At 43.4% G+C, this 25,839-nt stretch carries 28 protein-coding genes and 1 pseudogene; 25 read left to right on the top strand and 4 right to left on the bottom strand.

The annotated features are described in order from the left end of the window. Positions 1-345 precede the first annotated feature (345 nt). From RCG25_RS01090 to nuoN, 11 genes and pseudogenes are all read left to right on the top strand, one after another. A complete protein-coding gene (locus RCG25_RS01090; protein ID WP_308081840.1) occupies positions 346-720 on the top strand; it encodes an NADH-quinone oxidoreductase subunit A in 375 nt (124 codons plus the stop codon). After that, complete coding sequence (locus tag RCG25_RS01095) at positions 711-1,223, top strand: NuoB/complex I 20 kDa subunit family protein (RefSeq protein ID WP_308081841.1); 513 nt, start codon at positions 711-713, stop codon at positions 1,221-1,223. The genes RCG25_RS01090 and RCG25_RS01095 overlap by 10 nt, the downstream gene beginning before the upstream one ends. 3 nt (positions 1,224-1,226) lie before the next feature. Continuing rightward, a pseudogene (locus tag RCG25_RS26035) lies at positions 1,227-2,637 on the top strand (NADH-quinone oxidoreductase subunit C). 3 nt (positions 2,638-2,640) lie between these two features. Next, the gene (locus RCG25_RS01110) at positions 2,641-3,741 is read left to right on the top strand and encodes an NADH-quinone oxidoreductase subunit D (protein WP_308081844.1); all 1,101 of its coding nucleotides are present in this window, start codon (positions 2,641-2,643) and stop codon (positions 3,739-3,741) included. Beyond that, complete coding sequence (gene nuoH, locus RCG25_RS01115) at positions 3,741-4,745, top strand: NADH-quinone oxidoreductase subunit NuoH (RefSeq protein ID WP_308081845.1); 1,005 nt, start codon at positions 3,741-3,743, stop codon at positions 4,743-4,745. The genes RCG25_RS01110 and nuoH overlap by 1 nt, the downstream gene beginning before the upstream one ends. Positions 4,746-4,812: 67 nt before the next feature. Beyond that, a complete protein-coding gene (nuoI, locus tag RCG25_RS01120) occupies positions 4,813-5,232 on the top strand; it encodes an NADH-quinone oxidoreductase subunit NuoI (RefSeq protein WP_308081846.1) in 420 nt (139 codons plus the stop codon). Then, positions 5,229-5,747, top strand: a complete 519-nt coding sequence (locus tag RCG25_RS01125) for an NADH-quinone oxidoreductase subunit J (protein ID WP_308081847.1) — start codon at positions 5,229-5,231, stop codon at positions 5,745-5,747. The genes nuoI and RCG25_RS01125 overlap by 4 nt, the downstream gene beginning before the upstream one ends. Continuing rightward, positions 5,744-6,058 carry an NADH-quinone oxidoreductase subunit NuoK gene (gene nuoK, locus RCG25_RS01130; RefSeq protein ID WP_308081848.1) on the top strand — a complete coding sequence of 105 codons (315 nt, stop codon included), beginning with the start codon at positions 5,744-5,746 and terminating at the stop codon, positions 6,056-6,058. The genes RCG25_RS01125 and nuoK overlap by 4 nt, the downstream gene beginning before the upstream one ends. Before the next feature lie 166 nt (positions 6,059-6,224). After that, positions 6,225-8,096 carry an NADH-quinone oxidoreductase subunit L gene (gene nuoL, locus RCG25_RS01135; protein WP_308081849.1) on the top strand — a complete coding sequence of 624 codons (1,872 nt, stop codon included), beginning with the start codon at positions 6,225-6,227 and terminating at the stop codon, positions 8,094-8,096. Next, positions 8,093-9,601 carry an NADH-quinone oxidoreductase subunit M gene (locus RCG25_RS01140; protein ID WP_308081850.1) on the top strand — a complete coding sequence of 503 codons (1,509 nt, stop codon included), beginning with the start codon at positions 8,093-8,095 and terminating at the stop codon, positions 9,599-9,601. The genes nuoL and RCG25_RS01140 overlap by 4 nt, the downstream gene beginning before the upstream one ends. 6 nt (positions 9,602-9,607) lie before the next feature. Beyond that, positions 9,608-11,095, top strand: coding sequence for an NADH-quinone oxidoreductase subunit NuoN (gene nuoN, locus RCG25_RS01145; RefSeq protein WP_308081851.1), 1,488 nt, complete (start codon positions 9,608-9,610; stop codon positions 11,093-11,095). A 347-nt stretch (positions 11,096-11,442) separates the two neighbouring features. On the opposite strand, the gene RCG25_RS01150 is transcribed toward nuoN, so the two are convergent. Both RCG25_RS01150 and RCG25_RS01155 read right to left on the bottom strand, forming a co-directional pair. After that, positions 11,443-11,613 carry a CsbD family protein gene (locus tag RCG25_RS01150; RefSeq protein WP_308081852.1) on the bottom strand — a complete coding sequence of 57 codons (171 nt, stop codon included), beginning with the start codon at positions 11,611-11,613 and terminating at the stop codon, positions 11,443-11,445. 91 nt (positions 11,614-11,704) lie between these two features. Further along, the gene (locus tag RCG25_RS01155) at positions 11,705-12,013 is read right to left on the bottom strand and encodes a hypothetical protein (RefSeq protein ID WP_308081853.1); all 309 of its coding nucleotides are present in this window, start codon (positions 12,011-12,013) and stop codon (positions 11,705-11,707) included. Between the two features lie 220 nt (positions 12,014-12,233). Here RCG25_RS01155 and RCG25_RS01160 point away from each other — a divergent pair, with 220 nt between their 5' ends. Together RCG25_RS01160 and RCG25_RS01165 are read left to right on the top strand one after the other, a co-directional pair. Then, the gene (locus RCG25_RS01160) at positions 12,234-13,730 is read left to right on the top strand and encodes a mechanosensitive ion channel (protein ID WP_308081854.1); all 1,497 of its coding nucleotides are present in this window, start codon (positions 12,234-12,236) and stop codon (positions 13,728-13,730) included. Positions 13,731-13,802: 72 nt separating this feature from the next. Continuing rightward, positions 13,803-15,089 (top strand): hemolysin family protein, encoded by a 1,287-nt coding sequence (locus RCG25_RS01165; protein ID WP_308081855.1) that lies wholly within the window; start codon positions 13,803-13,805, stop codon positions 15,087-15,089. A gap of 748 nt (positions 15,090-15,837) precedes the next feature. On the opposite strand, the gene RCG25_RS01170 is transcribed toward RCG25_RS01165, so the two are convergent. Together RCG25_RS01170 and RCG25_RS01175 are read right to left on the bottom strand one after the other, a co-directional pair. Beyond that, positions 15,838-16,422 carry a hypothetical protein gene (locus RCG25_RS01170; protein WP_308081856.1) on the bottom strand — a complete coding sequence of 195 codons (585 nt, stop codon included), beginning with the start codon at positions 16,420-16,422 and terminating at the stop codon, positions 15,838-15,840. 185 nt (positions 16,423-16,607) lie between these two features. After that, the gene (locus RCG25_RS01175; RefSeq protein ID WP_308081857.1) at positions 16,608-16,874 is read right to left on the bottom strand and encodes a hypothetical protein; all 267 of its coding nucleotides are present in this window, start codon (positions 16,872-16,874) and stop codon (positions 16,608-16,610) included. Positions 16,875-17,037: 163 nt separating this feature from the next. Between RCG25_RS01175 and RCG25_RS01180 the strand changes: the two genes are divergently transcribed. From RCG25_RS01180 to RCG25_RS01235, 12 genes are all read left to right on the top strand, one after another. Then, on the top strand, positions 17,038-17,976 hold the full coding sequence (locus RCG25_RS01180) for a magnesium transporter CorA family protein (protein ID WP_308081858.1): 939 nt from the start codon (positions 17,038-17,040) through the stop codon (positions 17,974-17,976). Between the two features lie 126 nt (positions 17,977-18,102). Continuing rightward, a complete protein-coding gene (locus RCG25_RS01185) occupies positions 18,103-18,930 on the top strand; it encodes an STAS domain-containing protein (RefSeq protein ID WP_308081859.1) in 828 nt (275 codons plus the stop codon). Positions 18,931-18,933: 3 nt separating this feature from the next. Beyond that, positions 18,934-19,296, top strand: a complete 363-nt coding sequence (locus tag RCG25_RS01190) for an STAS domain-containing protein (RefSeq protein ID WP_308081860.1) — start codon at positions 18,934-18,936, stop codon at positions 19,294-19,296. A gap of 3 nt (positions 19,297-19,299) precedes the next feature. Further along, positions 19,300-19,701 (top strand): anti-sigma regulatory factor, encoded by a 402-nt coding sequence (locus tag RCG25_RS01195; RefSeq protein WP_308081861.1) that lies wholly within the window; start codon positions 19,300-19,302, stop codon positions 19,699-19,701. Positions 19,702-19,715: 14 nt separating this feature from the next. Then, positions 19,716-20,723 (top strand): PP2C family protein-serine/threonine phosphatase, encoded by a 1,008-nt coding sequence (locus RCG25_RS01200; RefSeq protein ID WP_308081862.1) that lies wholly within the window; start codon positions 19,716-19,718, stop codon positions 20,721-20,723. Between the two features lie 54 nt (positions 20,724-20,777). Continuing rightward, positions 20,778-21,092 (top strand): anti-sigma factor antagonist, encoded by a 315-nt coding sequence (locus tag RCG25_RS01205; protein WP_308081864.1) that lies wholly within the window; start codon positions 20,778-20,780, stop codon positions 21,090-21,092. 60 nt (positions 21,093-21,152) lie between these two features. Beyond that, the gene (gene rsbW, locus RCG25_RS01210) at positions 21,153-21,635 is read left to right on the top strand and encodes an anti-sigma B factor RsbW (RefSeq protein WP_308081866.1); all 483 of its coding nucleotides are present in this window, start codon (positions 21,153-21,155) and stop codon (positions 21,633-21,635) included. Then, entirely contained in the window at positions 21,601-22,395 is a 795-nt protein-coding gene (sigB, locus tag RCG25_RS01215; RefSeq protein ID WP_308081867.1) for an RNA polymerase sigma factor SigB, read from the top strand. The genes rsbW and sigB overlap by 35 nt, the downstream gene beginning before the upstream one ends. Then, positions 22,388-22,987, top strand: coding sequence for a PP2C family serine/threonine-protein phosphatase (locus RCG25_RS01220; protein ID WP_308081869.1), 600 nt, complete (start codon positions 22,388-22,390; stop codon positions 22,985-22,987). Before sigB ends, RCG25_RS01220 begins: the two co-directional genes overlap by 8 nt. Before the next feature lie 78 nt (positions 22,988-23,065). Beyond that, positions 23,066-24,589: a cardiolipin synthase gene (gene cls, locus RCG25_RS01225; protein WP_308081870.1), complete on the top strand. Its 1,524-nt coding sequence runs from the start codon at positions 23,066-23,068 to the stop codon at positions 24,587-24,589. A 97-nt stretch (positions 24,590-24,686) separates the two neighbouring features. After that, positions 24,687-24,908 carry a hypothetical protein gene (locus tag RCG25_RS01230; RefSeq protein WP_308081871.1) on the top strand — a complete coding sequence of 74 codons (222 nt, stop codon included), beginning with the start codon at positions 24,687-24,689 and terminating at the stop codon, positions 24,906-24,908. A gap of 381 nt (positions 24,909-25,289) precedes the next feature. Beyond that, on the top strand, positions 25,290-25,796 hold the full coding sequence (locus tag RCG25_RS01235) for a DoxX family protein (protein WP_308081872.1): 507 nt from the start codon (positions 25,290-25,292) through the stop codon (positions 25,794-25,796). Positions 25,797-25,839 lie beyond the last annotated feature (43 nt).

Genomic DNA, 25,839 nt, shown 5'->3' on the forward strand with positions numbered 1-25,839 from the left:
TATAAATTTAAATAGTAGAAGGTGAACAATTAATGACAAATCTCACAGTCTAAAATCTTTATGTGTTGTTTAATAGGTGTTGTTGCCGAATTTGGTCTTGGAACTGAACCAGAGTCTGGGTATGTTATCTTTCGAGGATGTTGAGGCTGAAATAGTGCAAAAATTTCCCTATTTAAGGCCTTTCTGAGAGCGAGGTCTCAAGGCTTTAAATAGAGTTTTTTTCGCTCCGGGAGAATTCCAATTTTAAGTATAATGGCTTGTCGACATGGGTTTGTAACAATGCTATAATGAATTCGGTTACAATATTCATTAGTATGAAAATTTACAACATTGGAGGGGATAGACATGGAACTTCTTAATGTATATCAGAATAATTATCTGATTGTTTTTGCGTTTCTGTGTCTTGGGGTGTTGCTGCCGGTGGTGGCATTATATTTAGGTAAACTTTTGCGTCCTCATAAACCTAGCGATGCGAAGTTAACTACATATGAGAGCGGTGTTGAGCCATTTCACGATTCCCGTGTACAGTTCAATGTCCGCTATTATATTTTTGCCCTTATGTTTGTTGTTTTTGATGTGGAAACGGTGTTTTTATATCCATGGGCTGTGGCCTATGATAAGCTAGGTGTTTTTGCGTTAATCGAGATGTTAATTTTCGTGATTATGCTGTTAATTGGCCTAGTGTATGCTTGGAAGAAGAAGGTGCTACAATGGATTTAAAACTAGATGGCATTTCACCTAAGGAAATGGAAGATTTACAAAGAAGTGTATTTATGACTACGCTAGAGCAAATTAAGGCCTGGGCTCGAAGTAATTCGATCTATCCGGTGACATTTGGTCTGGCTTGTTGTGCGATTGAAATGATGGGTGTAGGCGGAGCGAATTATGACTTAGACCGTTCCGGTTCATTTTTCCGTACGTCTCCAAGGCAATCGGATTGTATGATTGTGTCTGGGACAGTAACGAAGAAAATGGCGCCTATTTTACGCCGATTGTATGATCAAATGCCTGAGCCAAAGTGGGTTATTGCAATGGGTTCTTGTGCAACAGCTGGCGGGCCGTATGTAAAGTCGTATTCAGTTGTAAAAGGAGTCGATCAAATCGTTCCTGTTGATGTATACATACCTGGATGCCCACCAAACCCAGCTGCTTTAATTTATGGAATCAATAAATTAAAGGAAAAGATTCGCTATGAAGCGAAGACTGGGAAGAAGGTGATTTAACCGATGAGTGGGGAAAAGGATCTTGAACAGTTAAAGAAAGAGGCTGTGGCGAAGGCGAAAGCAGCTGCGGCGGCGAAACGGGCAGCAAAAGCAGCAGGGGAAGCTGCACCTAAGCAGGAGGCAACCCCATCACCAGCTGAGCCAGTGATACCGGAAATTCCGGCCGCACCGCCAAGCGAAGCGCCAGTAACGAAGGCAGCAGAAGGCCCTGCAGCCACGTCAAGTGAGGCACCTGCAGCAAGCTCTGATGCGGATGATATGGCGAAGAAGAAAGCTGCGGCAGTAGCGAAAGCAAAGGCGGCAGCAGCAGCCAAGCGAAAAGCGATGGAGCTAGCGGGAGGTTCTACACCAGCATCAGAATCAACACCAGCGGAGGAAACAGCCGAAGCAGGTGGAAATGATGAGGATGACCTTGCGAAGAAGAAGCTGCGGCAGTAGCGAAAGCAAAGGCGGCAGCAGCAGCCAAGCGAAAAGCGATGGAGCTAGCGGGAGGTTCTGCACCAGCATCAGAATCAACACCAGCGGAGGAAACAGCTGAAGCAGGTGGAAATGATGAGGATGACCTTGCGAAGAAAAAGCAGCTGCAGTAGCGAAGGCGAAGGCGGCAGCGGCAGCAAAGAGGAAAACCATGGAGCTAGGTGGCACACCTGAAGCAGCTGGAGATGACGCACCATCTGGTGATGATGCGAAAGCAAAAGCGGCAGCAGCGGCAAAAGCCAAAGCAGTAGCGGCAGCCAAAGCGAAGGCAGCGGCAGCAGCAAAGGCGAAAGCAGCCGGAATGGCAGACGCGGACGCGGCAGCAGGCGGCGATGATGAAAAGGCAAAGGCGATTGCAGCAGCTAAAGCAAAAGCGAAAGCAGCAGCGGCAGCCAAAGCAAAGGCAGCAGCAGGCGGAAAAGCAGAGACAGCGGCCCCTGCAGCAGAAGAGAAGCCTTCAGTCAATCAGCCATTTTTAGATAAATATTTGAAAGTCATTGAAGAAAATATGGGATCTGATGTTTTAGAAGATTCTTATATTAATAAACTTTCAAAGGATGTTCCAACACTTGTAGCGAAACGTGAAACATATTTTAAACTGGCTCAATTTTTAAAATACAATGAGCTGTTAGGGTTTGATTATTTATCAGAGCTTCATGGATCAGACTTCGAAACACATATGGAAATTTATGTTCACTTATTCTCATACAAAAACCGTCAATCCGTCGCGTTAAAAGTGAAGATTGACCGTGATGAACCAATCATCGAGTCCTTGCAGCCGCTTTGGGCAGGCGCAGAATGGCCTGAATGTGAAGCCTATGATTTATTAGGAATTAAGTTTACAGGACATCCGGATTTACGTCGTATCTTACTCGGCGAAGATTGGGTTGGCTATCCACTGCGAAAAGATTATGAGCCTTACGATGTGGAGGTGTAACCAATGATCAGAACAGAAGAAATGATACTAAACGTAGGACCTCAGCATCCAAGTACTCACGGGGTGTTCCGTCTTGTTGTAAAAATTGATGGGGAAATCATTGTTGAAGCGACACCTGTTATCGGATATTTACACCGTGGGACTGAAAAAATTGCTGAGAACCTGCAATATACACAGATTATTCCATACACAGACCGAATGGACTACTTGTCATCCATGACAAACAATTATGTCCTTTGTCATGCCGTTGAAACGATGATGGGGATTGAAGTGCCAGAACGTGCGGATTTTCTTCGTGTCATTGCGATGGAATTAAACCGGATTGCGAGTCACCTTGTTGCATGGGGTACATATATTCTTGACCTTGGAGCTACAAGTCCGTTCATCTATGCATTCCGTGACCGCGAAATGATTATTAATATGCTAAACGAACTTACGGGTGCTCGACTGACATTTAACTATATGCGTGTCGGCGGAGTGAAGTGGGATGCTCCAGAAGGATGGATTGAAAAAGTAAGAGACTTTGTGCCATATATGCGCGGTCAGCTTGCTGGTTTCCACGATCTTGTCAGCGGAAATGAAATCTTTTTAGACCGTGTTAAAGGCGTCGGAAAGTATACAAAAGAAGAAGCCATCCAATATTCACTTAGCGGACCGAATCTTCGTAGTACCGGTGTGAAATGGGATCTTCGGAAGGATGAACCATATTCCATTTATGACCGTTTTGACTTTGATGTTCCAACATCGGAGGACGGTGATTGCTTAGCTAGGTACCATCTACGCCTTGCTGAAATCGCCGAATCCTTGAAAATCCTCGAACAAGCAGTGGAGCAATTTCCTGCAGAGGGAGCAATTCTTGCCAAAGTGCCGAAGATTATTAAGGCGCCGAAGGGTGAAGCTTTTGTACGAATTGAATCACCACGTGGTGAAATTGGCTGTTATATTGCGAGCGATGGTAAAAAAGAACCGTACCGCTTAAAGTTTAGAAGACCATCCTTCTATAACCTGCAAATTCTCCCAAAACTTTTAAAGGGCGAAAACATTGCAAACATGATTGCTATTTTAGGGGCAGTGGATATTGTCCTTGGGGAGGTTGACGGCTAATGATAGAAGAATTGCTACAGTCAAGTCCTAGTTGGGCTAACTTTGGGATTTTCTTTTTACTCGGTGCTGTCTTACTTTTAATCGTATTAGGCTTCGTTACTTACGGAATTTTAGCAGAACGAAAAGTAATGGGTTACATGCAGCTCCGTCATGGTCCAAACCAAGTCGGCGGTAAGTGGGGACTCTTACAAACCGTCGCTGACGTCCTCAAGCTTTTATTAAAAGAGGATATTATTCCGAAGGCAGCCGACAAGCCATTATTTATTATTGCACCGGTCATTGCTTTTGCACCATCCTTTATGGTCCTAGCAACGATGCCGTTCACTGACAAATTTCAGTTTGCCGATATCGGTGTGGGATTACTTTATTATATTGCCGTTTCTGGATTGACTACCTTTGGTATGCTGCTAGGCGGCTGGGCATCGAATAACAAGTATGCACTCTTAGGAGGTATGCGTGCCTCAGCCCAGATGATTTCCTATGAGATTCCGCTTGTTATGTCTGTCTTAGGCGTTATTCTTCTATCAGGAAGCTTGAATCTAAATGAGATTGTGGCAGCACAGAAGAACGGATGGTTCATCCTCTTGCAACCAATTGGATTTATTGTCTTTTTCATTGCATCGATTGCGGAATTAAACCGGACACCATTTGACTTGCCAGAATCGGAAAACGAACTAGTTGCCGGTTACCATGTTGAATATTCCGGATTCCGCTGGGCATTCTTTATGCTCGCTGAATATGTGTATTTGTTCGCGATGTCTGCTTTGATTACAGTTATCTTTTTAGGCGGATGGTTAGCGCCAATTGGCTTCCTAAGCTTTATTCCTGGAGCAGTTTGGTTTTCACTTAAATTCAGTGTGGTTGTCTTTGTTTACATTTGGCTGCGAAGCACGTTCCCACGTTTCCGAGTCGATAAACTAATGGAATTTGGCTGGAAAGTACTTTTGCCAATAGCACTAGGCAACATATTCCTAACGGCTTTAATCAAATCATTATTTTTCTAAATCAGGAAAGGTGCCTGACACCAATACCACCACTAACAATTCTTAAAAGGTAAAAGGGGTGAAAAACGTGCTTGGATTAGCAAAAGGCTTGAAATATACCCTAAAACAATTAACGCGAGAAAAGGTTACTTACGATTATCCGAATAAGCCGATTCCACTGCCAGATCGCTTCCGTGGTATTCAGAAATTTTATCCGGAAAAATGTATCGTGTGTAATCAATGTATGAATATCTGTCCGACCGATTGTATTGACCTGACAGGTAAAAAGCATCCCGATCCAACGAAAAAAGGGAAAATCATCGACACATACGACATCAACTTTGAGATTTGCATCCTTTGTGACCTATGTACGGAGGTTTGCCCAACTGAAGCCATCATCATGACCAATAACTTTGAGCTCGCTGAATACAGCCGCGATATGTTATTTAAGAACCTTGAATGGTTAGATGAAAACGACGAAAACATACGGAAGGAGAATAAAGCATGACCTTCTCAGGCGAATTCCTCGCATTTATGGGACTCGCACTTGTTGCGATCATCGGCGGCGTGCTTCTGTTGAACCTAACGAAAGTGGTTCATATGGTTGTTGCCCTGATTTTCACTTTCGTCGCAATCGCCGGTATTTACGTTCTGCTATCCGCAGAATTTGTAGCTGCCGTACAAATCTTAATTTATTCTGGTGCGATCACCATCATCATGCTGTTTGGCATTATGTTAACGAGGCATGATGACGAAAGTGAACCTAAAGCAGGCAGATGGAGAAAGTTACTCTTGTTCTTAGGAATTGTAGGTTTTGCCTTTGCAGTGTATATTGGCATCTACGATTTCAACATCGAACAGACACCATCCACGCTGCACGAAAATAACACGTTACAAATTGGTAAGGCACTTTACTCAAAATATGTCATTCCATTTGAGTTAACATCGGTTCTACTATTAGTAGCCCTTGTCGGCTCCATTATCTTGGCGAAAAATGAGAAAAAGGAGGCGGATAAGGAATGAGTTCAGTTCCCGCTTCAGCCTTCCTGGCACTAGCACTTATTCTGTTTTGCATCGGCTTATACGGTGCGTTAACGAAAAGAAATACAGTAATCGTCCTGATCTCAATCGAATTGATGCTGAATGCTGTGAACATTAACCTAGTCACCTTCAGCAAATACGGTTTGGCGCCATCGATTACAGGCCAAATCTTTGCCCTGTTCGCAATCAGCGTGGCAGCAGCCGAAGCAGCGGTCGGACTAGCGATTCTTATCGCACTCTACCGCAGCAAGAAAACCGTCAACATCGACGAAATGGACACAATGAAAAACTAGATAGAGCACTTTGGGTGTCAGGCACCACAAAAAGACACTCCGCCCCATTTGTCCGCCTTAGGAGGACACCTTTCGCTTAGCGAAGGATGTCCATTCTAGAAAGATAAAATAGGGATTTGTCCACGGAGGGTGTCAGGCACCATGTTCTATAAAGGGGATAGTGATAATGATGGAGAATGCATGGCTCATACCGCTTTTCCCGCTATTATCGTTTTTGATCCTTCTTCTATTCGGTAAGCGGTTGAAGGAGGCAAGCAGTTATGTGGGGATTTTGCTCACGCTGGCGTCGCTTGTCTATTCAATCCTTGTGTTATTTGAGCGCTTTTCAGAGCCAACTTACGTCACGAAATTTGACTGGCTCACGATAGGAGATCTGCATCTAACAGCGGGCTTTGAAGTGAATCAATTAAATGCATTAATGCTGTTTATCGTATCGCTCGTAAGTTTCTTAGTACATACCTACTCCAAAGGGTACATGCATGGAGACGAGCGGTTTCCAGTATTCTATGCCTACTTAGGATTATTTACCTTTGCAATGCTTGGGCTGGTTCTTTCACCAAACCTGTTGCAAACTTATATTTTCTGGGAACTTGTCGGTGTCGGTTCGTTCCTATTAATCGGCTTTTATTTTTACAAAGAAGAAGCGAAGGCCGCTGCGAAAAAGGCGTTCATCATGACCCGTATCGGGGACGTGGGCCTATTCATCGGGATGTCTCTTCTATTCTGGGAAACGAAAAGCTTTGAATATAGTGATATTTTCGCCGCAGTAGAAGCTGGAAAGATTTCACCGACAATGATTACGTTAACTGCGATCCTTATTTTCATCGGAGCAGTCGGTAAATCAGGTCAGTTCCCACTTCACACTTGGCTACCAGATGCAATGGAAGGTCCGACACCTGTTTCGGCCCTCATCCACGCAGCGACCATGGTTGCCGCAGGGGTATATTTAGTGGCAGCACTATTCCCACTGTTCTTAGCAAGCCAAACAGCACTACTTACCATCGCCGTAATCGGTGCATTTACAGCAATCTTTGCAGCGAGCATTGGTCTTGTGCAAACGGACATTAAGCGTGTATTAGCGTACTCAACCGTTTCACAGCTTGGTTACATGATGCTTGCCCTAGGGTCTGCCGGTTATGTGGCGGGTGTGTTCCACTTAATGACTCACGCGTTCTTCAAGGCGTTACTATTCCTTGCAGCAGGTTCTGTCATTCACGCGGTTCACACACAAAACATTGAAGAAATGGGCGGGCTTTGGAAAAAGCTGAAGCTGACCGGACCGCTTTTCTTAATCGGAACACTTGCGATCAGCGGTGTGCCGTTATTTTCCGGATTCTTCTCCAAGGATGAAATCTTAGTCGCTGCATGGGAAGGCGGACATCCAGTCCTTTTCTTGCTAGCATTAATCGCAGCCTTTATGACTGCATTTTATATGTTCCGCTTGTTCTTCCTAGTTTTCACTGGGGAAGCACGTGGCGATCAAAAACATGTTCACGAATCACCGTCCAACATGACATTCCCGATGATTCTTCTCGGTGTCTTGGCAGTGGTCGCTGGTTACGTCAACACTCCATGGTTCGGTACGTTCCTTGGCGATTGGTTAGTGGACGGCAATGAAGCACTTGCACACCACGGCCATGTCGAAGGTCCAGTCTGGATTATGATTGCAGCAACACTCGTTTCTTTAGCAGGAATTTTCCTTGCTTATATGATGTACTATAAGCGTTCACTAGCCCGCAACTGGTTGAGTGGCACAGGTGACACGCTGCATACGATTCTTTTCAACAAATATTACGTTGACGAGTTCTATCAATTGACTGTCGTAGCCGCTACAAAAGCAATCAGCTACTTCTTACGCTTCATCGATGTGTTCCTTGTAGAAGGGCTAGTGAAGGGCGTAGTCGGAATCGTCCAAGGACTTGGTCAAACAGGTTCGAAGATGCAGACCGGTCAGGTTCAAACCTATGGCGCAGTGGCCTTCATCGGTCTTGCAGTATTAGCCGTCATCTTTGCATTAACAGGGGGGTACCTACGATGAATTTACATGCAGTCCTTTCCGTCCTAGTATTCTCCCCTTTACTAGGTATCGCGGTTTTAGCATTCATGCCTAAAACGCAGGAAAAATCAATTAAACTAGTCGGATTTTTAGCGACTTTACCAGCTTTAATCCTGGCATTAGCGGCCTACCTCCATTATCAATGGGGTAAGGATTTAGCCGACTTTTCCGTATCGGTGCCATGGATTCAATTCCGCGGCATGAACGGGATTTCCGAGCCGATTTACTCAGTTTACTACGAGCTTGGATTAAGCGGCTTCCAGCTTCTATTAGTTGTCTTAACAGCGGTTGTTGCGACACTCGCATCCATTGCTTCCATTTTTATAAAAAAAGAATGGAAAGGTTATTTCATGCTATTCCTTCTTTTAGAAGTGGGCATGCTTGGCGTGTTTACCGCTGAAAACTTAATCCTGTTCTTTATCTTCTTTGAAGTAACACTCATTCCGACCTTCTTCTTAATCGGAAAATGGGGTTATTTTGAAAAAGAAAAAGCAGCTTACAGCTTCTTGATTTATAACGGTTTAGGTTCAGCAGTTCTGTTGATCGTGATCATGATTCTGTTTGCAAAAACAGGAACATCGAACATTGAATTATTAACACAAATGATGGCCGATCCAAATACACCGGTAACGGGTGATTTGAAGCTTGGCTTACTGATTGCGCTTTTAATTGCGTTTGGTGTGAAATTACCGATTTTCCCATTGCACAGCTGGATGCTGAAGGTGCACGTTCAGGCACCGCCATCAGTCGTTATGATTCACTCTGGTATTCTGTTAAAGATTGGTGCGTACGGCTTAATCCGTTTTGGAATGGGTATTTTTCCGAAGCAGTTTGAGACACTTGCGACCATCATTGCTGTACTTGGAGTAATCAATCTACTCTACGGGGCGTTTCTAGCGTTCATTCAAACAGACTTTAAAATGGTTTTGGCGTATTCATCCATTTCTCACATGGGAATCGTGTTAATTGGCCTTGCTGCGATGAATGAGGCAGGGGTTCAGGGTGCAATTTTCCAAGTGATTTCACACGGATTGATTTCCGCGTTGTTGTTCTTCTTGGTGGGTGTCTTGTACGAACGTACGGATACATCTTTAATCGGAAATCTAGGCGGAATGGCGAAGGGAATGCCGATTGCCGCAGGTTTCTTGCTTGCCGGTGCGATGGCATCACTCGGACTGCCAGGAATGTCTGGATTTGTCAGCGAATTTATGGCGTTCTTAGGTCTTTTCAAAGAAATGCCGTGGATTGCGGCAGTTGGTACCATTGGTATTATCATGACGGCAGCCTACTTACTGCGTGCGGTTCTAGGTATGACGTACGGCAAGTCGCACCGTGAATTTACTGGTGTGGTTGATTTAAAAGGCGTGGAATTCATTCCAGTTCTTGTTCTTACATTATTAATCGTATTAATTGGTGTGTATCCAAGTGTTCTAAGCTCTCCGTTGCAAACTACACTTGAAACAATCATGCTAGGGTTAGGGGGGTGATGAAGGATGGATTTTGATACATTGAAATCATTTGAATGGAGTGTCATGACACCGGAGTTCATCATCCTTGGTGTGTCAGCACTATTAACATTGCTTGATTTATTTATGCCGAAAAAACAAGACCGACGAGTGCTTGGCTGGATCGCCATTCTCGGAGTTTTTGCAGCAATCGTGTCAGTTGCCGGGTTGTTGAACACAGATGTCACTTCGATCTTAGAAGACAGCTTTACTCTTGATGGCTTTGGCAAGGCCTTTAAACTATTGCTTCTTGTCGGATCAGGGCTAGTGCTATTTTTAGCTGTCAGCTATGAGAAAAAGGATGGATTGGAAGACAGTCACGGCGAGTTTTACTACCTGTTCTTAGCAGCGTTGCTCGGTGCGATGATTATGACTTCTAGCGGTGATTTAATCACTCTTTTCATCGGATTAGAATTATTAACGGTTTCTTCTTATATTTTAGCGGGTATTCGCAAACACCATGTAGAATCCAACGAATCTGCGATGAAATACGTCATCAACGGCGGAATTTCCACTGCGATTACGTTATTCGGAATGAGTTATGTGTACGGGTTAACCGGTACCACGAACCTTTTCAAGATCGCGCAAACTCTTGCAGCGATTGGTGATCCGCAACAGACCTACTTACTTGGTCTCGCCTTCTTAATGATTTTCGTTGGTTTATCCTTTAAGCTCGCGGCTGCTCCGTTCCATATGTGGGCACCTGACGTGTACCAAGGAGCGCCAACACCTGTTACTGCTTTCTTAAGCGTAGTTTCTAAAACAGCAGGCTTTGTCATCGTCATTCGTATCCTGATTGCTGTGTTTTACAATGCAGCACCAGAGGGTGGAGCCGGTGGTGAAACCATTCTGTTCAAGATGCATGACTACTTAGCAGTGATCGCAGCGGTAACAATGGTTGTCGGTAACGTGGTAGCCTTGAAGCAGTCAGATATTAAGAGAATGTTCGCCTATTCCAGTATCGCCCATGCAGGGTATGTGCTAGTGGCTATAACAACTATGAGTGCGAACTTAGTATTCTCGATCTGGTTCTACTTGCTTGCTTACATGCTGATGAACCTTGGTGCCTTTGCTATCATTCAAGTGGTGACGGAAAAATCAGGTTCAACAAAGATTGCTGATTTTGCTGGCCTTTACCGCCGCTCACCGGTTCTTGCAGTGTTAATGGGAATTTTACTCGTTTCCTTAGCAGGCTTCCCGGGTACAGCGGGCTTTATTGGAAAATTAAACATCTTTGTCGGAGCGTTTTTCGGAACTCCGCATTATGTGCTCGCCTCGATCATGATTGCAACAACAGTTGTTTCTTATTTCTACTATTTTGGCGTCATGACGCAGATGTTCTTCCGTCCAGCTAAGGACGAAAGCAAGCTACGTGTGCCATTTGGAATTGTGGTTGTGCTGCTGGTTGCGGTTGTCGGCTCCGTCTTGTTCGGAGTAGCGCCAAACCTAGCACTCGACTTCTTGAACAATATGTAAGGTTTTTGGTTTTTGGGGGAAATGGATGGACCGGCAGACTGCCTTGGGGAAGGCAGCCTGCTCAAATAAAGGGGTTATATATCAAGAAGAAGAGGTTGGGGAACCTCTTCTTTTTTTATGGTTGCTTGTTAGAAGATTGGTATGTGGATTCCGCCAGATTTGATGGTTATTCCGCCGATTAGATGGAGGATTCCGCCAGTTTCTACATAAATTCCGCCAGTTTCTACATAAATTCCGCCAACATCTCACATTATTCCGCCAAACCATCAAAAAAGTGCCAGACCCTGCATCAAACAGTACAGAGTCTGGCACTTTTCAGGTATCTTAAAATGTTTTTACCAATCGTTTTAATCTTCCATTTTATCTTTCACATCGCCGTAGCCTTCTTGTACTTTTCCTTTGACCTTATCCACTTTACCGTCGACTTCGGTTGAACGATCGTCGGTTAATTTGCCCCACTGCTCTTTTGCTTCGCCTTTGGCCTGTTCCAAATTTCCTTTTACTTGGTCCTTATTCATTGTGTCGTCCTCCTTGTTTTTGGTTAGTATTTTAAATACCAATATTGGTATGGTATTAAACATGTTTTTTAAGATCTAATAGCCTTTTAGATTACAGGTTGTCAGGCTCGTCCTTCTTTTCACCATCGCTGACACCATTATCCTGGTCGACACCATCGCCAACGCCGTCTTTCTTCAATTCCTTTTCAATATCTTCTTTTGCTTCTTTTAAATTATCCTTTGCATCCTTGAAGGAGGTATCGGTTGCCTTCTTGGTATCTTTATCGATGGCGTCCTTTTGTTCGCCATCACTGATGCCATTATCTTGATCGACGCCGTCGCCACAACCGGCTAAGCCGCCAAATGTGAACAAAACCGCTAAACCACCCGCTAATAATTTGCTTCGCCTATTGGTAATCATATAAGTCTCCTCCTTGTAATTTGTGTGTTTCGTTGTGTTGGTGACTATATTCCCAGCGAAAACAAATTCAAAACCTATCTTTTTTTAAAAAATTTCCCCTTCATTAAATACATTTTTACAAAAATGTTTGTTTGCTAGATTGTTGGTTTGAATAAGAGGAGAGGGGGTAATACAACAGATAGCAGAACAAATTCGAGTTGATGAAAAGGAGAGAGATGATATGCACGTAAACGAAATGATGATGGGCTGGTCCTCTTATTTTCAAGACCTTCCCAACTTAATCATGGCATTAGTAGTGCTATTAGTGGGCTGGCTGATCGCCAAGTGGATTGGCCGAGGCGTAGAAGCGGCCTTAAGAAAGACCAGCTTTGACGATAAGCTATTCTCAAAGTTTGGTAAGCGAAAATACTCATCAGAAACGATAATTGGAAAAATAGTTTACTATCTTTTATTAGTAGTAGTTTGGACGATCTTCTTTAATATGTTGAGCTTAAGCTTTATTGCCACACCATTCGTTCAAATGCTATCGACCATTACGGCGGCAATTCCTAATCTATTAAAAGCAGCACTTATCTTACTGTTTGCCTGGGTGGTCGCGTTCTTGCTGTCCAATCTTTTCACAAAAGCAGCAGCCCGCTTCAATTTAGAAAGTCATTTAGTGAAACGGAAGCTGGCAAAAGGTGAAATTGATGCGATGAATAAAGTGAACAGCATCTCGAAGGTGATTTTCTACTTAGTACTTCTCTTATTTTTACCAGGAGTATTAGGAGCACTGCATATGGAAGGCATCTCAAAGCCTTTTGCGCAAACCTTATCTGTGTTACTCGCGTTTATTCCGAAATTATTTGCAGCCGCATTGATTGTTTTCATCGGCTGGTTGATTGCCAAAATTGTTCGTGATGTGTTAACAAACCTATTAACGAACGTAGGGCTGGAAAAAGTAAGTCAGCGTTTAGGCTTCGATCAATCCGTAGATGGACGAGCGAGCCTTGCAAATATTATTGGAAATATCGCGTTTATCTTAATCTTACTTCCAACAATTATTACGGCTTTAGAAAAATTAGATTTGAAGGGCGTTTCGGAACCAGCAATCAGCATGCTTCGTGCGGTACTGTCGATGATTCCAAACATCGCTGTGGCCGTGTTGTTGATTTTAGCAGGAATTTGGCTTGGAAAAATGGTGGAGAAAATCGTCACCCAAATGCTGTGGCGAGTAAGGTTTGATAGTCTATTCCATAGAATGGGCGTCGGCTCATTAACTCCGGATGCTTCGAAGACAACCTTATCACAGTTGGTAGGGTTGCTGGCAAAAATCGTAGTGGTTCTGTTATTCACAGTGGAAGCCTTGCAAATTGTACATCTAAACTTCTTAGTGACACTCGCGACCGGCGTCATTGCATATTTACCAATGCTGTTTGCGGCCCTTGTCATCCTGGGGATTGGTTTATATGTGGGGCACTTGGTGGAACGAATCTTACAGAATGTGCTGAAACAAACCTACTCTCGCACACTAGCGGCGGTAGCGAAATACGCTGTGTTTGCGATTACCATCTTTATGGCACTAGACCAACTCGGTGTCGCACATAGCATTGTCAATGCTGCCTTCATCCTTGTCCTTGGTGGACTGGCCCTCGCCTTTGGACTAGCCTTCGGAATCGGAGGAAAAGATTTCGCAGCCAAATATCTACGCAAACTAGACCAAAAACTCGAGGAGTAAAACTTGGGGTCAGTCCCCCGCTGCTTTACAGCAGTGGGGGACTGACCCCATCTCTGTAAGGTGGGATAATTTATGATGATGAAGTTGGTATCGATTGCTTTGTTGATTGCTTTGACCGGGTTCTTTGTGGCGATTGAATTTGCGATTGTGAAGGTTCGGCCTTCGAGAATAGAGCAATTGCTTGGGGAAGGAAAGAAGGGAGCGGTTGCCGCCAAAAGGGTGGTATCTCATTTAGATGAGTATTTATCAGCCTGTCAATTGGGGATTACAGTAACAGCATTAGGACTTGGGTGGCTTGGGGAACCAACGGTAGAAAAGCTGCTGCACCCGTTGATGGAAGCCCTCCACTTGAATGAATCACTTACCCGAATTTTATCGATAGGAATCGCCTTTGCTCTCGTCACCTTCTTGCATGTGGTCGCAGGAGAATTGGCGCCAAAGACGGCGGCAATCCAGAAAGCGGAGACGATTACGCTGCTGTTTGCTACACCAATGATGTGGTTTTACAAATTCATGTATCCGTTTATTTGGTTATTGAATAGTTCGGCACGCATGCTTACAAGAATGGTAGGATTGAAGCCGGTTTCGGAGCATGAACTAGCGCATTCGGAGGAAGAGCTTAGGATTCTTTTGTCCGAAAGCTTTAAAAGTGGAGAAATCAACGAGAACGAGTGGACCTATTTGAACAATATTTTTGAATTCGATGAGCGGACAGCCAAGGAAATTATGGTTCCGCGGACTGAGATGTCTTGTTTGTCTGTCGACGATAGTCTACAAAAAGTAATCCAAACAGTAAGGACGGAAAAATATACTCGTTTTCCGGTCATGGATGGGGACAAGGATCATATTCTAGGTGTGTTGAATGTGAAAATGTTTTTAACCTCCTCTATATTGAAGAAGGAACAAGATTGGACGCTATCAGCCTTTATCCAGCCGGTCATCCGGGCGATTGAGTCGATTCCGATTCATGATTTGTTGGTGAAGATGCAATCGGAACATGCGCATATGGCGATTTTGATGGATGAATATGGAGGAACGTCTGGGTTAGTGACGGTCGAGGATATCCTGGAGGAAATTGTCGGTGAGGTAAGAGATGAATTTGACGCCGAAGAAGTCGCGGAGGTCAGAGAATTTCCGGGAAATAATTTTGTTGTCGATGCCAAGCTGGGTATCGGTGAGGTGAACAATCTACTCGGTACAGATTTATCGGAAGATGGCGTCGATACAATCGGCGGATGGTTTCTACAACAAAATGGCGATGTCGAGTTGGGGGCTTCTGTAGAAGCTGAGGGCTATGAGTTTACCGTGGAAGAGGTAGATGGGTATCATATTTTGTATCTAAAAATTGAGAGACGATGAAAAAGGTCCTTACCCGGGACCTTTTTTCAAAAGTAAATAATTCTGTACCACCACAATCCTTGATAACTGTGGTGTTTTTATGGAGGAATGGTTGTAGTTTAGTAGTAGGCGAGTAAAATGGGGTTATTGACGAGTAAAGTGTGAATTTAGACGAGTAATATAGAAAATCGACGAGTAAATTATATATTTGACGAGTAATTCATCAAAAGTGACGAGTAAGAAAGAAATCATATAAAAGAGGTAATTTTAAAGGCATTTCAAGAGAGAATCTACACATATTTTTGAAGGAAGATACCAGAGCCAGGCTAAACGCCTGGCTTTTTAATGAAAGAGTGGGTGTAGTTTCGTGATTGGCGAGTAAAATGGAGTTATTGATGAGTAAAGTGTGAATTTAGACGAGTAAAATAGAAAATCGACGAGTAAATCATATATTTGACGAGTAATTCATCGAAAGTGACGAGTAAGACAGAAAAACATATAAAATAGGAAATATTAAAGGTACTTCAAGGCTGGATCAACACATAATTTGAAAAGAAGATACTTGAGCCAGGTATACATGCCAGAACAAATAAAGGGCTTCTTAGAATTCGTCCCACAAACAGGAAAATAAATGTGCAAACCAACGGTCAGCTAGTCTCATGCCGTTGGTTTTTTTGTTGTTTGGAAATTATAAAAAGGTCCGAGTGTGGTAACTGAACCAGTTGTTCGAATCTAGCTCCAGCGCATGCCCCTCCGCCTTTTATTCCGTCTACATTTCCTCGTCCTTCCGCTTCTCCTCAAGAACCCGCCAATCATGCTCAAAGGCCGACCACAGCACTTTTTTATCCCCAAATAATAGGAGCTGGTCACCTTCATGGAGCACCACCCCGTAGATATCTTTCCTCAATTTCATTCCGCCTCGTTGAATAAAGAGGACCACGAAATCCATTCCTTGATGTCCTGGAATGACATCATGAATCGTGCGGTTATGTAGCGACGATTCCTTATAGATAGGCAGATTGAGCACGGCTTCCTTTTTAGAGGATAAAAACACATCCCGCACCGGCAAATCAACGAGCTCCACATTCTGTTTCATTTGACGGTTAAACAATGTGGACAACAGACGCTGCATTCGAGACATACGTAGCACAACAAAGACCAGCAACACCGCAATGGCCACAGCTAGGATTTCCTTCGTTCGAAGTCCTTCGGAAAGGAACTGGCTGATCGATGAAATAATGACTGCAAGAGAGAAGGCGCCAAACAGAATTAAAAAAATAGCCAGTTTCCTTCGAATCGGATGCCCTAAAATCAGCTCGGATTCACCCGTCGTAAATCCTGTTCCTGTCATCATCGAAATCACCTGAAACCGCGAGATTTCCACCTTCAAGCCCGTACAACGAAACAGCACCACAAAAATCTCAATAACCGCCGTAATAATGACAAAATAGACCAGTAAAAAGAAGAGGACCATATTTCCACCTCAATTTGGGGACAGTCCCCCACCGCTTTAAAGCAGTGGGGGACTGTCCCCAAAGATTATTGTATTTTTTCATTATAGAACTGGACGGAGTACTGCGCGCCTTCACTTACCATGTTGTTGTCTTCGATATCGTGAGGATGTGGGTGTGCACCTTTTTCAATCGGCAACTGTTCAGCTTTTTCATAAACAGTGGGTAGAAACTTGCGCTTCCACTCCCGCAGTACCGTTTCTGCTTTGACGCGGTTTGGCTTTGACGACAACCACACAGCAGAGGCACCAATTCCCACAGCTACTATTGATTTCATTCCAAACACTTGCTTCATTACAAATCCCTCCTAGAAAAAGTAGTTCCAAAATCCATCCATTTACATCAACCAATTCGTATATTCTATTTGAAATATGTATACCCACTAATTCAACCCTCAAACATAAAAGTTTCAATTCCGACCAAACAGGGAACTTTAAACATAAAAAAAGGAGACCGCCATGATCACCTACCGTACACCAACCAACTGGACCTGGGTTCAGGCGAAACAAAAGGAAATTGAGCAACTCACCCCCATCCTTGAGCATGAAAGCAGCATCGATTGGCTGCAACAAATTCAAAACAACAAAACCAACTGCCTCAGGGTATCCATCACCCCTGATGGAAAAAAAGTAGTCAAAGGCACACTCATCTATAAACAAAGCTTCGAAGAGGAACATGATGTCAAATTCTTTCATTTCTATGTCACCACCGATCAATGGGTAACGATCGACCTTGATTGGGGCACCCTGAAACACATCGATCTCCAGCTCCTCCAAAGTCAAATCAGCCAAAGTACCAATGCCGTCGAAGGCTTCATGCTGTTCATCGCAGAATGGATGAATGCATGGCTGGTTGAAATTGACCGGTTTGAAGAGGACCTAAAAACCCTGATCTGGAGCATCCGCAAACGAAATGAAACGAGCATTCTCGAGCTCGTTTATTTGCGCAGGCACGAACTATTAGTGTGGAAGAGTCTCCTCATTCCGGTCAAAGAGCTAAAGATGGCAATCGAAGAAGTGAATCTTCATGAACCCTGCGAGGGGAAAATTTTCCCAATGACCTGCAAACGGATTGAACGTGCGCTGACCCTTCTCCAGGAATACGAACATGAACTAGATTCCATTATCAATTTAGAGGAAGTCATCTCCTCGCATCGGGGAAATGAAATCACGAAAACGCTAACCGTAATCACCACTGTGTTTACCCCGATTATGGCTTTCGGGGCCTTGTGGGGTATGAACTTCAAGCATATGCCCGAACTTGAATGGAGCTTTGGCTATCCATTATCGATCATTCTCATCGTCATCTCCACCATCCTTCTCTATGCGTATTTAAAGATCAAAGGCTGGACAGGAGATCTATTAAAAGGGAAAAAACGAGGCTCCTTTTTCAAGTGAGGGACAATAAATGACCAAGAACTAGTACTTTTGGTCTAGTCCATTATGGTGATTTTTTTGTATAGAGTATATTGGTATAATAGTAACTAGAAATAATAGGAAAAAAGGTAGGATGGGAGAGGTAAGATGGAAAACGCAACTCGAATGATTGAGTTTATTCAAGCGAACAGGGGACAGCTTTTACAAGAGTGGGTAGAAAAAATGAGCTCGATGGATGAGCAGAAACTTTCAACTGTCATAACCGACCAAGTCTATACGAATATTGGCGATGAATATATTAATATATTAGTTCATGATTTAATTAATCAGGACAACCAAGCGAAGAACAAAATGAGAGATTTCGCGCAAAAATTGGTCCAATTAGGCTGGAATCTAAACTTTATTATGGACAGCTTAATGGAGTTTTCCAAAATTATGTTTTTTCACATGGTGGGAGAGTCTTCAGAAAAGGAACAGATTGAATTCGGCTGGGCCTATGATAAGTGGGTAACGCCGATTAACAAAGAAGTGCTCAATCACTATGCATCGTCCTGGCAAAGGACGGTTTCTTTGCAAAAAATTGCTCTTCAGGAATTGTCAGCGCCGCTAATTCCGATTTTTGACAATATCACCGTTATGCCATTGGTCGGCACAATCGATACCGATAGAGCAAAGCGGATCATGGAAAATTTACTGCAGGGTGTCGTGAAGCATCATGCACAAGTGGTGTTAATAGATATTACGGGTGTGCCTGTAGTAGATACGATGGTGGCCCATCATATTATTCAAGCGTCAGAAGCGGTACGATTGGTGGGGGCTAAGTGTTTAATCGTCGGCATTCGACCGGAGATAGCACAAACCATCGTTAACTTAGGGATTAACCTTAATCAGGTCGTTACGAAAAACAGCCTGCAAAAAGGGGTTGCCGCTGCATTGGAAATGACAAATCGGAAAATCGTCTCAGTGGGGGAATAAGCAATGAATGGTAGAATACCAATTTTAAAGTTATATAACTGCCTGCTCATCTCAATTCAATGGGAGCTAGATGACCAAACCGCTTTACAATTTCAGGAAGATCTCCTTTCCAAGATTCATGAAACAGGAGTGGGCGGTGTCGTCATTGATTTGACCTCTGTGGACGTGATAGATTCCTTTATTGCCAAGGTGCTTGGCGATGTGGTCAGTATGTCCCATCTAATGGGCGCAAAAGTGGTGTTGACGGGTATCCAGCCAGCTGTAGCGATCACACTAGTAGAACTAGGGATACACCTTCAAGATGTGAGAACAGCACTAGATTTAGAAAAAGGGTTGGAAACACTACAGCGGGAGTTGGGGGAGTAAAGCATGGATAACGAATCCTGTGTGAAAATCATAACTGAATGGGATATCGTTGCAGCGCGTCAGCTTGGGAGAAACGTTGCAAAGGAGCTTGGATTCGGTTCGGTTGACCAAGCAAGGATCACAACAGCGATTTCGGAACTGGCCCGCAATATTTATCTGTACGCTGGAACAGGCGAAATCGAAATTGACCGCATGTATGAATTAGGAAAATGCGGCTTAAAGGTTATTGCTTCGGACAAAGGTCCAGGCATTCATGATATAAGAAAAGTAATGGAAGATGGATTTACCACATCGGGTGGCTTAGGGGCAGGATTACCAGGGGTGAAACGATTAATGGATGAGTTCAGCATTACTTCTAAGGTGGGAGAAGGAACGAGCATTCAGGTGGTGAAATGGCTTCGCTAGGAGGGTGTGAAGAAATGGATTTCAAAGATATGTTTCAATCAAAATATCGCAGCATACTATACAGCTATCTGAAAGAATCAACCGAAGCAGCACTATATCAAGGACAAAAGTTTAGTCGAAAAGCAATGGAACACCAAATCTCCCCTGAAGAAATTATCAATGTGCATTGTACGGCATTGAAGGAGCTTTTCCCCGACCTCCCGCAAGAAGTGTTCGCTTCCTGCGACTTTCTATTAGAGGTAATGATGGACTATGGTTTAGCCTACCAGGAACATCAAAGCCTCCGTGACCAGCAGCTTGAAATCAGATCGGAAATTGAGATTGCTGCGAGCGTTCAAGATAACCTTTTAGAAACGAAAATTCCCCAAATAGATGTGTTAGATATTGGCGCTATCAGTATTCCTGCCAAGCAAATGAATGGTGATTATTATCGATTTGTTCAAGACAAGCAGTTAATCAGTATTGCGGTCGCTGATGTCATTGGCAAAGGCATCCCTGCTGCTCTGTGCATGTCGATGATTAAATATGCGATGGACAGTCTGCTAGAGTCACGTGTCCATCCACAACATGTGCTCGAAAATTTAAATAGAGTCGTAGAAAACAATGTCGATTCAAGTATGTTTATTACCATGCTATATGGTATCTATGATTCACATGAACATACCTTTACATATGCATCAGCCGGTCATGAACCAGGTTTTTATTATCAATCGTCCAAGGATACATTTTGGGACATCCTCGCAAAAGGTCTCGTCCTCGGAGTGGACCCGAATGCCAGCTATCATCAATATGAGAAAAAAGTCGAGCCTGGCGATATGATTGTTTTATTATCAGATGGTGTCACTGAATCAAGAACAGAAGAGGGCTTTATCGAACGGTCTGTCATCACGGATTTTATTCGTAAATATCAGCATCTGCCTGCACAAGAAATGGTGGAAAATATCTATCGTGACCTCGAGAGAATTCAGAATTTTGAAATACGTGACGATTTTACTTTAATTATTTTAAAAAGAAAGGTTTAGACTTTTGTTGAAGCGGGTATGTAAAAAAATAAATAATCCTGAGGTGATCAGAAAATGAATCTACTAATAGATAAATATCATAATAATGTGGATACAGTCGTAAAGATTGCAGGCGAAATTGATGCCTTTACAGCACCGCAACTGAGGGATGAGCTTTTACCTCTAGCAGAAGGGAAAAATCAATCGATTGTCATCAGTCTGAAGGATGTGTCTTATTTAGATAGTACAGGCCTAGGTGTATTTGTGGGCCTTTTCAAACAGCTGAAGAAAAATGAAGGCGAATTGAAACTGGTTGACCTTTCTGACCGACTGAAACGGTTGTTTGAAATTACCGGTTTAAGCAATATTATTACCATTGCTACCAATTAGAACGGGACGATAGTAAAAAAACACGGCAAAAATTATTTGCATATGAAAAGGTGGGGGAGTATGAACCAAGTGATGGATTATATCGAAATGAAGATTCCAGCGAAACCCGATTATGTGGGGGTAATCCGATTAACGTTATCAGGCATCGCGAGCCGTATGGGATTTACATACGAGGAGATCGAGGATATAAAAATTGCCATTAGTGAGGCAACAACGAATGCTGTACAGCATGCCTACCGAAATGATGAAGGTGGGGAAATCATCGTCGGCTTTGGGATTTACCCGGATAAATTAGAAATGATGGTTGCCGATTACGGACAAAGCTTTAATTTTATCCAAACGAAAAAAGAACTAGGCCCTTACACAAAATCAAGTACAGTGGACGATTTGGCAGAAGGAGGGTTAGGTCTATTTTTGATAGAAACGCTCATGGACGAGGTCCGTGTATCGAATCAGTCTGGGGTAACGGTCTTCATGGTGAAGAATGTAAGTGGGGAGCGTGAAAATCATGACCAAACCATCTCAAACCGTGAAGCGAACTAAGGAAGAAATTGATGCCCTCATTCTCGAGGTGCAGCAGACAGGCTCTCCAGAGGTGCAGCAAATCCTCGTGGAGAATTATACCGCTCTTGTCGGGAGTCTTGCCAATAAATTTTCAAAGGGCAGAGACTTTCATGAGGATATCATGCAGGTAGGGATGATTGGGTTATTAGGAGCGATTAAGCGCTACGAACCAGATGTTGGACGGTCATTTGAATCGTTTTTAATCCCAACAGTTATTGGAGAAATCAAGCGATTCTTACGGGATAAAACATGGAGTGTCCATGTGCCGAGACGCGTAAAGGAATTATGGCCGAAGCTTAAAACTGTAGTGGACGAGCTGACCAATCTGTATCAACGCTCACCGAAAATCCCAGAAATTGCCGATTATTTGAATGTGAGTGAAGAAGAAGTGCTAGAAGCAATGGAAATGGGGAAAAGCTATCAATCCGTTTCTGTTGACCAACCAATCGAAACCGGATCTGAGGGAAGTACGGTTACGGCGCTCGATGTGATGGGATCGAAGGACGAAGGTTTTGAAAAAGTGGACCAACGCATGATGCTTGAAAGTGTCCTCCATGTGTTATCGGACCGAGAAAGAGAAATTATTCACTGGACCTACATCGAAAATAAGAGTCAAAAGGAAACAGGTGAGTTTTTGGGTATATCACAAATGCATGTATCACGTCTGCAAAAAAAGGCGATTGAAAAATTACGAAAGGCACTAGTTAAGGATGCCTATTCAGGAGTTACTCATGCTTGATCATGAAGCCAACGCATATGTTCAAGCACGTGCCTTTCAAATTCAAAAAGAAGGAAATAGCTTTAATGGTGATAGTTTTTTCATGAAGGCAACGGACGAGTACTTTATCTGTTCGGTGGCTGACGGTCTAGGGAGCGGGCTGTACGCGAATCAGTCATCGGATGCTGTAAGGAAAGTGATTGAGCAGCACCATCATGAAGAAGTCGAGGTGCTGATGGACTATTGTAATCAAGCACTGAAATTGAAGAGAGGCGCCACCGTTTCGGTTTTAAAGGCCCATTTTCAACGGAAGGAAGTCACCTACTGCTCCGTGGGTAACATTCAATTTGTATTCTATCTTCCTTCAGGACTCTATATTTATCCCATTCCTGTTACTGGCTTTTTATCAGGAAAGCCGCAAACCTATCGAATTGATACCTTTCCCTATGAAGAAAACTCCAAATTTATGATGCATACGGATGGACTTCATCTACCTTCGATTAAACAGGAGCTAACCCGATTCCAATCGATTGAAGATATGTCCAACCATTTAAAACTGCATATGACTAAGCGAAAAGATGACGCCACCTTTTTAGTCGGCCAGCTATTTTAATAGTGTGGGCGGCTTTTTTGTTTCGCTTTCCTGTAGAACGGGTATTTCATAGATAAAAAGATGCAGGGAGAAACGCATATGAAAAAACTCAGGGTCGAATTTGTTTATGTCCTCATGATGATGATTTTTGGCTACGTGGCGTTGTGCACTGACGTCCCCTTTCACTGGAAAGCGCTCTGCCTCACGTTTTACACCATCATGATTGTAAATACAGTGGTCTCACTGTGGCTCGAAAACCGCCCAGCCCAAAACACCTTGCTATGGATGTATATATTAGTGTTCCTGCCAATACTGGGCTACATCTTCTACGTCTATTCCGGCCAACTGGTACATAAAGGCGAGCTGTTTAAAAGGAAACGTAGCCTCGACCGGGAAATGTTTGAGGAGCTGAACAAACAGAAATGGGGGATGGCTAGTGGTGGGGCCGCAACACTGACGATGTCCGGGCTGAATGAGCACCAGCGTGAATTTGCAAACTATTTGGAGCGGGTAACCTTAACCAACTGGAATCAGAATACAAGAACGAAAGTATTGAAAAACGGAGATGAAACCTTCGAGGAAATTAAACGCCGACTTCAGCAAGCAACGGACTTTATCCATATCGAATACTATATTTTCCGCTATGACCGCCTGGGGAAAGAGCTCATTGACATCCTTACAGAAAAGGTCAGGGCCGGTGTAGAAGTCCGTCTCATGTACGATGCAGTCGGCAGCTTCTCCCTTTCCACAGCCGACCTGAAAATCATGGAGGAGGCTGGCATTCAGACTCACCCCTTTTTACCAATCCAAGCAGGATTCATCAATCAAAAATTCAACTTTCGAAATCACCGCAAAATCATCGTCATCGATGGAAAAATCGGCTTTGTCGGCGGCTTAAACGTCGGGGTTGAGTACCTGGGCGAGGACGACCACTTTGGCTTTTGGTGCGACACCCACCTCATGCTAGAAGGGGAAGCCGTACAAACATTACATGCCGTCTTTTTGCTAGATTGGCTCTATGCCTCAGGTGAGAATTTTTTTAAAAATGAACGCTATTTGGAACCGAAACTGGTGGACGGTGATGGATTAGTGCACGTTGTCGCAACTGGTCCCGAAACACGTGATATGAGTGATCACTATTACGCAATGATTTCCTCGGCCAAAGAATCCATTTGGATCGCCACCCCCTACTTTATTCCGAGCCCGTCCATCCAAACGGCTCTTCGGATTGCCGCCAGGAAAGGTATCCAGGTACGCTTAATGGTACCTGAAACGAATGATGGGTTTCTTACCCAGTATGCAACGCAATCCTATTTTCCAGAACTGCTGCGTGCAGGAATAGAAATCTATTCCTACCAAAAGGGCTTTCTTCATAAAAAGGTCCTTATTGTCGATGGAGACCTGGCCTCGATTGGAACCGCCAACTTCGATATGCGCAGCTTTCATTTGAATTTCGAAGTCAATTTGTTTTTATCAGGAACAGACTCAATTGCCGAACTGGTTGACCATTTCCAAGATGACCTTAACGACTGCCGCCGCATTCGCGCTGTTGAATTTTACAAAAGGAAACCAGTGGTCAAATTCAAAGAAAGCTTCGCCAGGCTGTTTTCGGGGGTGTTGTAAGTCAAACTTTTGGATGGAGGTCTAAATTTCACTCGAATCTAATATTTTTAGGTAGAAGGAATTCTAACCATACCATATGAAAATAGGTGATTCGATCATGTTTGCTGTTCATTTTTTAGAAAACAAAAATGTATTATTAACGCAGCTGCTCAGGACTGTGCCGGAAGAAGGAGAAGCCATCAAGATTAAGGGGCTAAAAGGGACGGTTGCTAAAGTAACCAATGTGGATGAGAAAAATGTCCATGTGCAAGTGGTCTTAGAAAAGGTAAATAAAAATAAACAAGCAGCCCTCGATCCTTCTAAAAAGAAAAAACGATAAGCGGAAACGAACGAACGCACCTCCGGTAGGTGCGTTTTTTTTGTAAGGTTGTGTTAAAGAACATTTTTGATTTTTATATTCTGTTGATTGGAGTGGAAGGCGCGAAGACTCCTGTGGGAGTACGGTTCAGGGGAGACCCCGCAGGCGCTTTTCGCCGAGGAGGCTCGCCGAAACGCCCACGAACCGCTCGCGCCTGGAACGGAAATCAACAGGCATGTTATAAAAACCATAGTTTTATAGCGAACAAATCAGTTCGTTCATATCTTTGTCATAACATTTCTAACAAACTGTGAACTTATCACTATATCCATGTTATTTAAGCAAAAAGTAATATATTGTAACTATAAAGAACAAAACAAAAAATGAAAGAAGGAATCATTTATGTTTAACAAATTTTTAAGAGAAAACAAAATTGCATCTGTTATCTTAACAGTCTTACGTTTATACCTCGGTTACTCTTGGTTTACTGCAGGATTCCATAAATTAACTGGCGGATTTGACGCTGCTGGATTCTTAAAAGGAGCCATTGCTAACCCGGTAAAAGGTCCAGATGGCGCAGTCGTTTTTGGCTGGTACGTTGACTTCTTGAAACACTTTGCTCTTCCAAACGTCGATGTCTTCAACGTTCTTGTTCCCTGGGGCGAAACATTAATTGGTTTAGGCTTAATCCTTGGATGCTTAACAACTGCCGCTATGTTCTTTGGTCTCGTCATGAACTTCAGCTTCTTCTTAGCTGGCACTGTATCTCACAACCCTAGAGACATCTTCCTTGGCTTCATTATCTTAACAGCTGGCTACAACGCTGGTAAAATCGGTTTAGACCGTTGGGTTGTACCTTACTTCAGAAAAATGAACAAGGGTACTGTAAAACATAAGAAAACTGCTTAACGACGGTGGAAACAAAAAGAGAGACTGCAACTAGTTTGCAGTC

The organism is Neobacillus sp. PS2-9, from assembly GCF_030915525.1.
Taxonomy (GTDB): Bacteria; Bacillota; Bacilli; order Bacillales; family Cytobacillaceae; genus Neobacillus.

What these genes read in the sequence shown, in the direction of transcription:
- RCG25_RS01090 (WP_308081840.1), top strand. Translation starts at nt 346, where the DNA reads ATGGAACTTCTTAATGTATATCAGAATAATTATCTGATTGTTTTTGCG.
- RCG25_RS01095 (WP_308081841.1), top strand. Translation starts at nt 711, where the DNA reads ATGGATTTAAAACTAGATGGCATTTCACCTAAGGAAATGGAAGATTTA.
- RCG25_RS01110 (WP_308081844.1), top strand. Translation starts at nt 2,641, where the DNA reads ATGATCAGAACAGAAGAAATGATACTAAACGTAGGACCTCAGCATCCA.
- nuoH (WP_308081845.1), top strand. Translation starts at nt 3,741, where the DNA reads ATGATAGAAGAATTGCTACAGTCAAGTCCTAGTTGGGCTAACTTTGGG.
- RCG25_RS01125 (WP_308081847.1), top strand. Translation starts at nt 5,229, where the DNA reads ATGACCTTCTCAGGCGAATTCCTCGCATTTATGGGACTCGCACTTGTT.
- nuoK (WP_308081848.1), top strand. Translation starts at nt 5,744, where the DNA reads ATGAGTTCAGTTCCCGCTTCAGCCTTCCTGGCACTAGCACTTATTCTG.
- nuoL (WP_308081849.1), top strand. Translation starts at nt 6,225, where the DNA reads ATGATGGAGAATGCATGGCTCATACCGCTTTTCCCGCTATTATCGTTT.
- RCG25_RS01140 (WP_308081850.1), top strand. Translation starts at nt 8,093, where the DNA reads ATGAATTTACATGCAGTCCTTTCCGTCCTAGTATTCTCCCCTTTACTA.
- nuoN (WP_308081851.1), top strand. Translation starts at nt 9,608, where the DNA reads ATGGATTTTGATACATTGAAATCATTTGAATGGAGTGTCATGACACCG.
- RCG25_RS01150 (WP_308081852.1), bottom strand. Translation starts at nt 11,613, where the DNA reads ATGAATAAGGACCAAGTAAAAGGAAATTTGGAACAGGCCAAAGGCGAA.
- RCG25_RS01155 (WP_308081853.1), bottom strand. Translation starts at nt 12,013, where the DNA reads ATGATTACCAATAGGCGAAGCAAATTATTAGCGGGTGGTTTAGCGGTT.
- RCG25_RS01160 (WP_308081854.1), top strand. Translation starts at nt 12,234, where the DNA reads ATGCACGTAAACGAAATGATGATGGGCTGGTCCTCTTATTTTCAAGAC.
- RCG25_RS01165 (WP_308081855.1), top strand. Translation starts at nt 13,803, where the DNA reads ATGATGATGAAGTTGGTATCGATTGCTTTGTTGATTGCTTTGACCGGG.
- RCG25_RS01170 (WP_308081856.1), bottom strand. Translation starts at nt 16,422, where the DNA reads ATGATGACAGGAACAGGATTTACGACGGGTGAATCCGAGCTGATTTTA.
- RCG25_RS01175 (WP_308081857.1), bottom strand. Translation starts at nt 16,874, where the DNA reads ATGAAGCAAGTGTTTGGAATGAAATCAATAGTAGCTGTGGGAATTGGT.
- RCG25_RS01180 (WP_308081858.1), top strand. Translation starts at nt 17,038, where the DNA reads ATGATCACCTACCGTACACCAACCAACTGGACCTGGGTTCAGGCGAAA.
- RCG25_RS01185 (WP_308081859.1), top strand. Translation starts at nt 18,103, where the DNA reads ATGGAAAACGCAACTCGAATGATTGAGTTTATTCAAGCGAACAGGGGA.
- RCG25_RS01190 (WP_308081860.1), top strand. Translation starts at nt 18,934, where the DNA reads ATGAATGGTAGAATACCAATTTTAAAGTTATATAACTGCCTGCTCATC.
- RCG25_RS01195 (WP_308081861.1), top strand. Translation starts at nt 19,300, where the DNA reads ATGGATAACGAATCCTGTGTGAAAATCATAACTGAATGGGATATCGTT.
- RCG25_RS01200 (WP_308081862.1), top strand. Translation starts at nt 19,716, where the DNA reads ATGGATTTCAAAGATATGTTTCAATCAAAATATCGCAGCATACTATAC.
- RCG25_RS01205 (WP_308081864.1), top strand. Translation starts at nt 20,778, where the DNA reads ATGAATCTACTAATAGATAAATATCATAATAATGTGGATACAGTCGTA.
- rsbW (WP_308081866.1), top strand. Translation starts at nt 21,153, where the DNA reads ATGAACCAAGTGATGGATTATATCGAAATGAAGATTCCAGCGAAACCC.
- sigB (WP_308081867.1), top strand. Translation starts at nt 21,601, where the DNA reads ATGACCAAACCATCTCAAACCGTGAAGCGAACTAAGGAAGAAATTGAT.
- RCG25_RS01220 (WP_308081869.1), top strand. Translation starts at nt 22,388, where the DNA reads ATGCTTGATCATGAAGCCAACGCATATGTTCAAGCACGTGCCTTTCAA.
- cls (WP_308081870.1), top strand. Translation starts at nt 23,066, where the DNA reads ATGAAAAAACTCAGGGTCGAATTTGTTTATGTCCTCATGATGATGATT.
- RCG25_RS01230 (WP_308081871.1), top strand. Translation starts at nt 24,687, where the DNA reads ATGTTTGCTGTTCATTTTTTAGAAAACAAAAATGTATTATTAACGCAG.
- RCG25_RS01235 (WP_308081872.1), top strand. Translation starts at nt 25,290, where the DNA reads ATGTTTAACAAATTTTTAAGAGAAAACAAAATTGCATCTGTTATCTTA.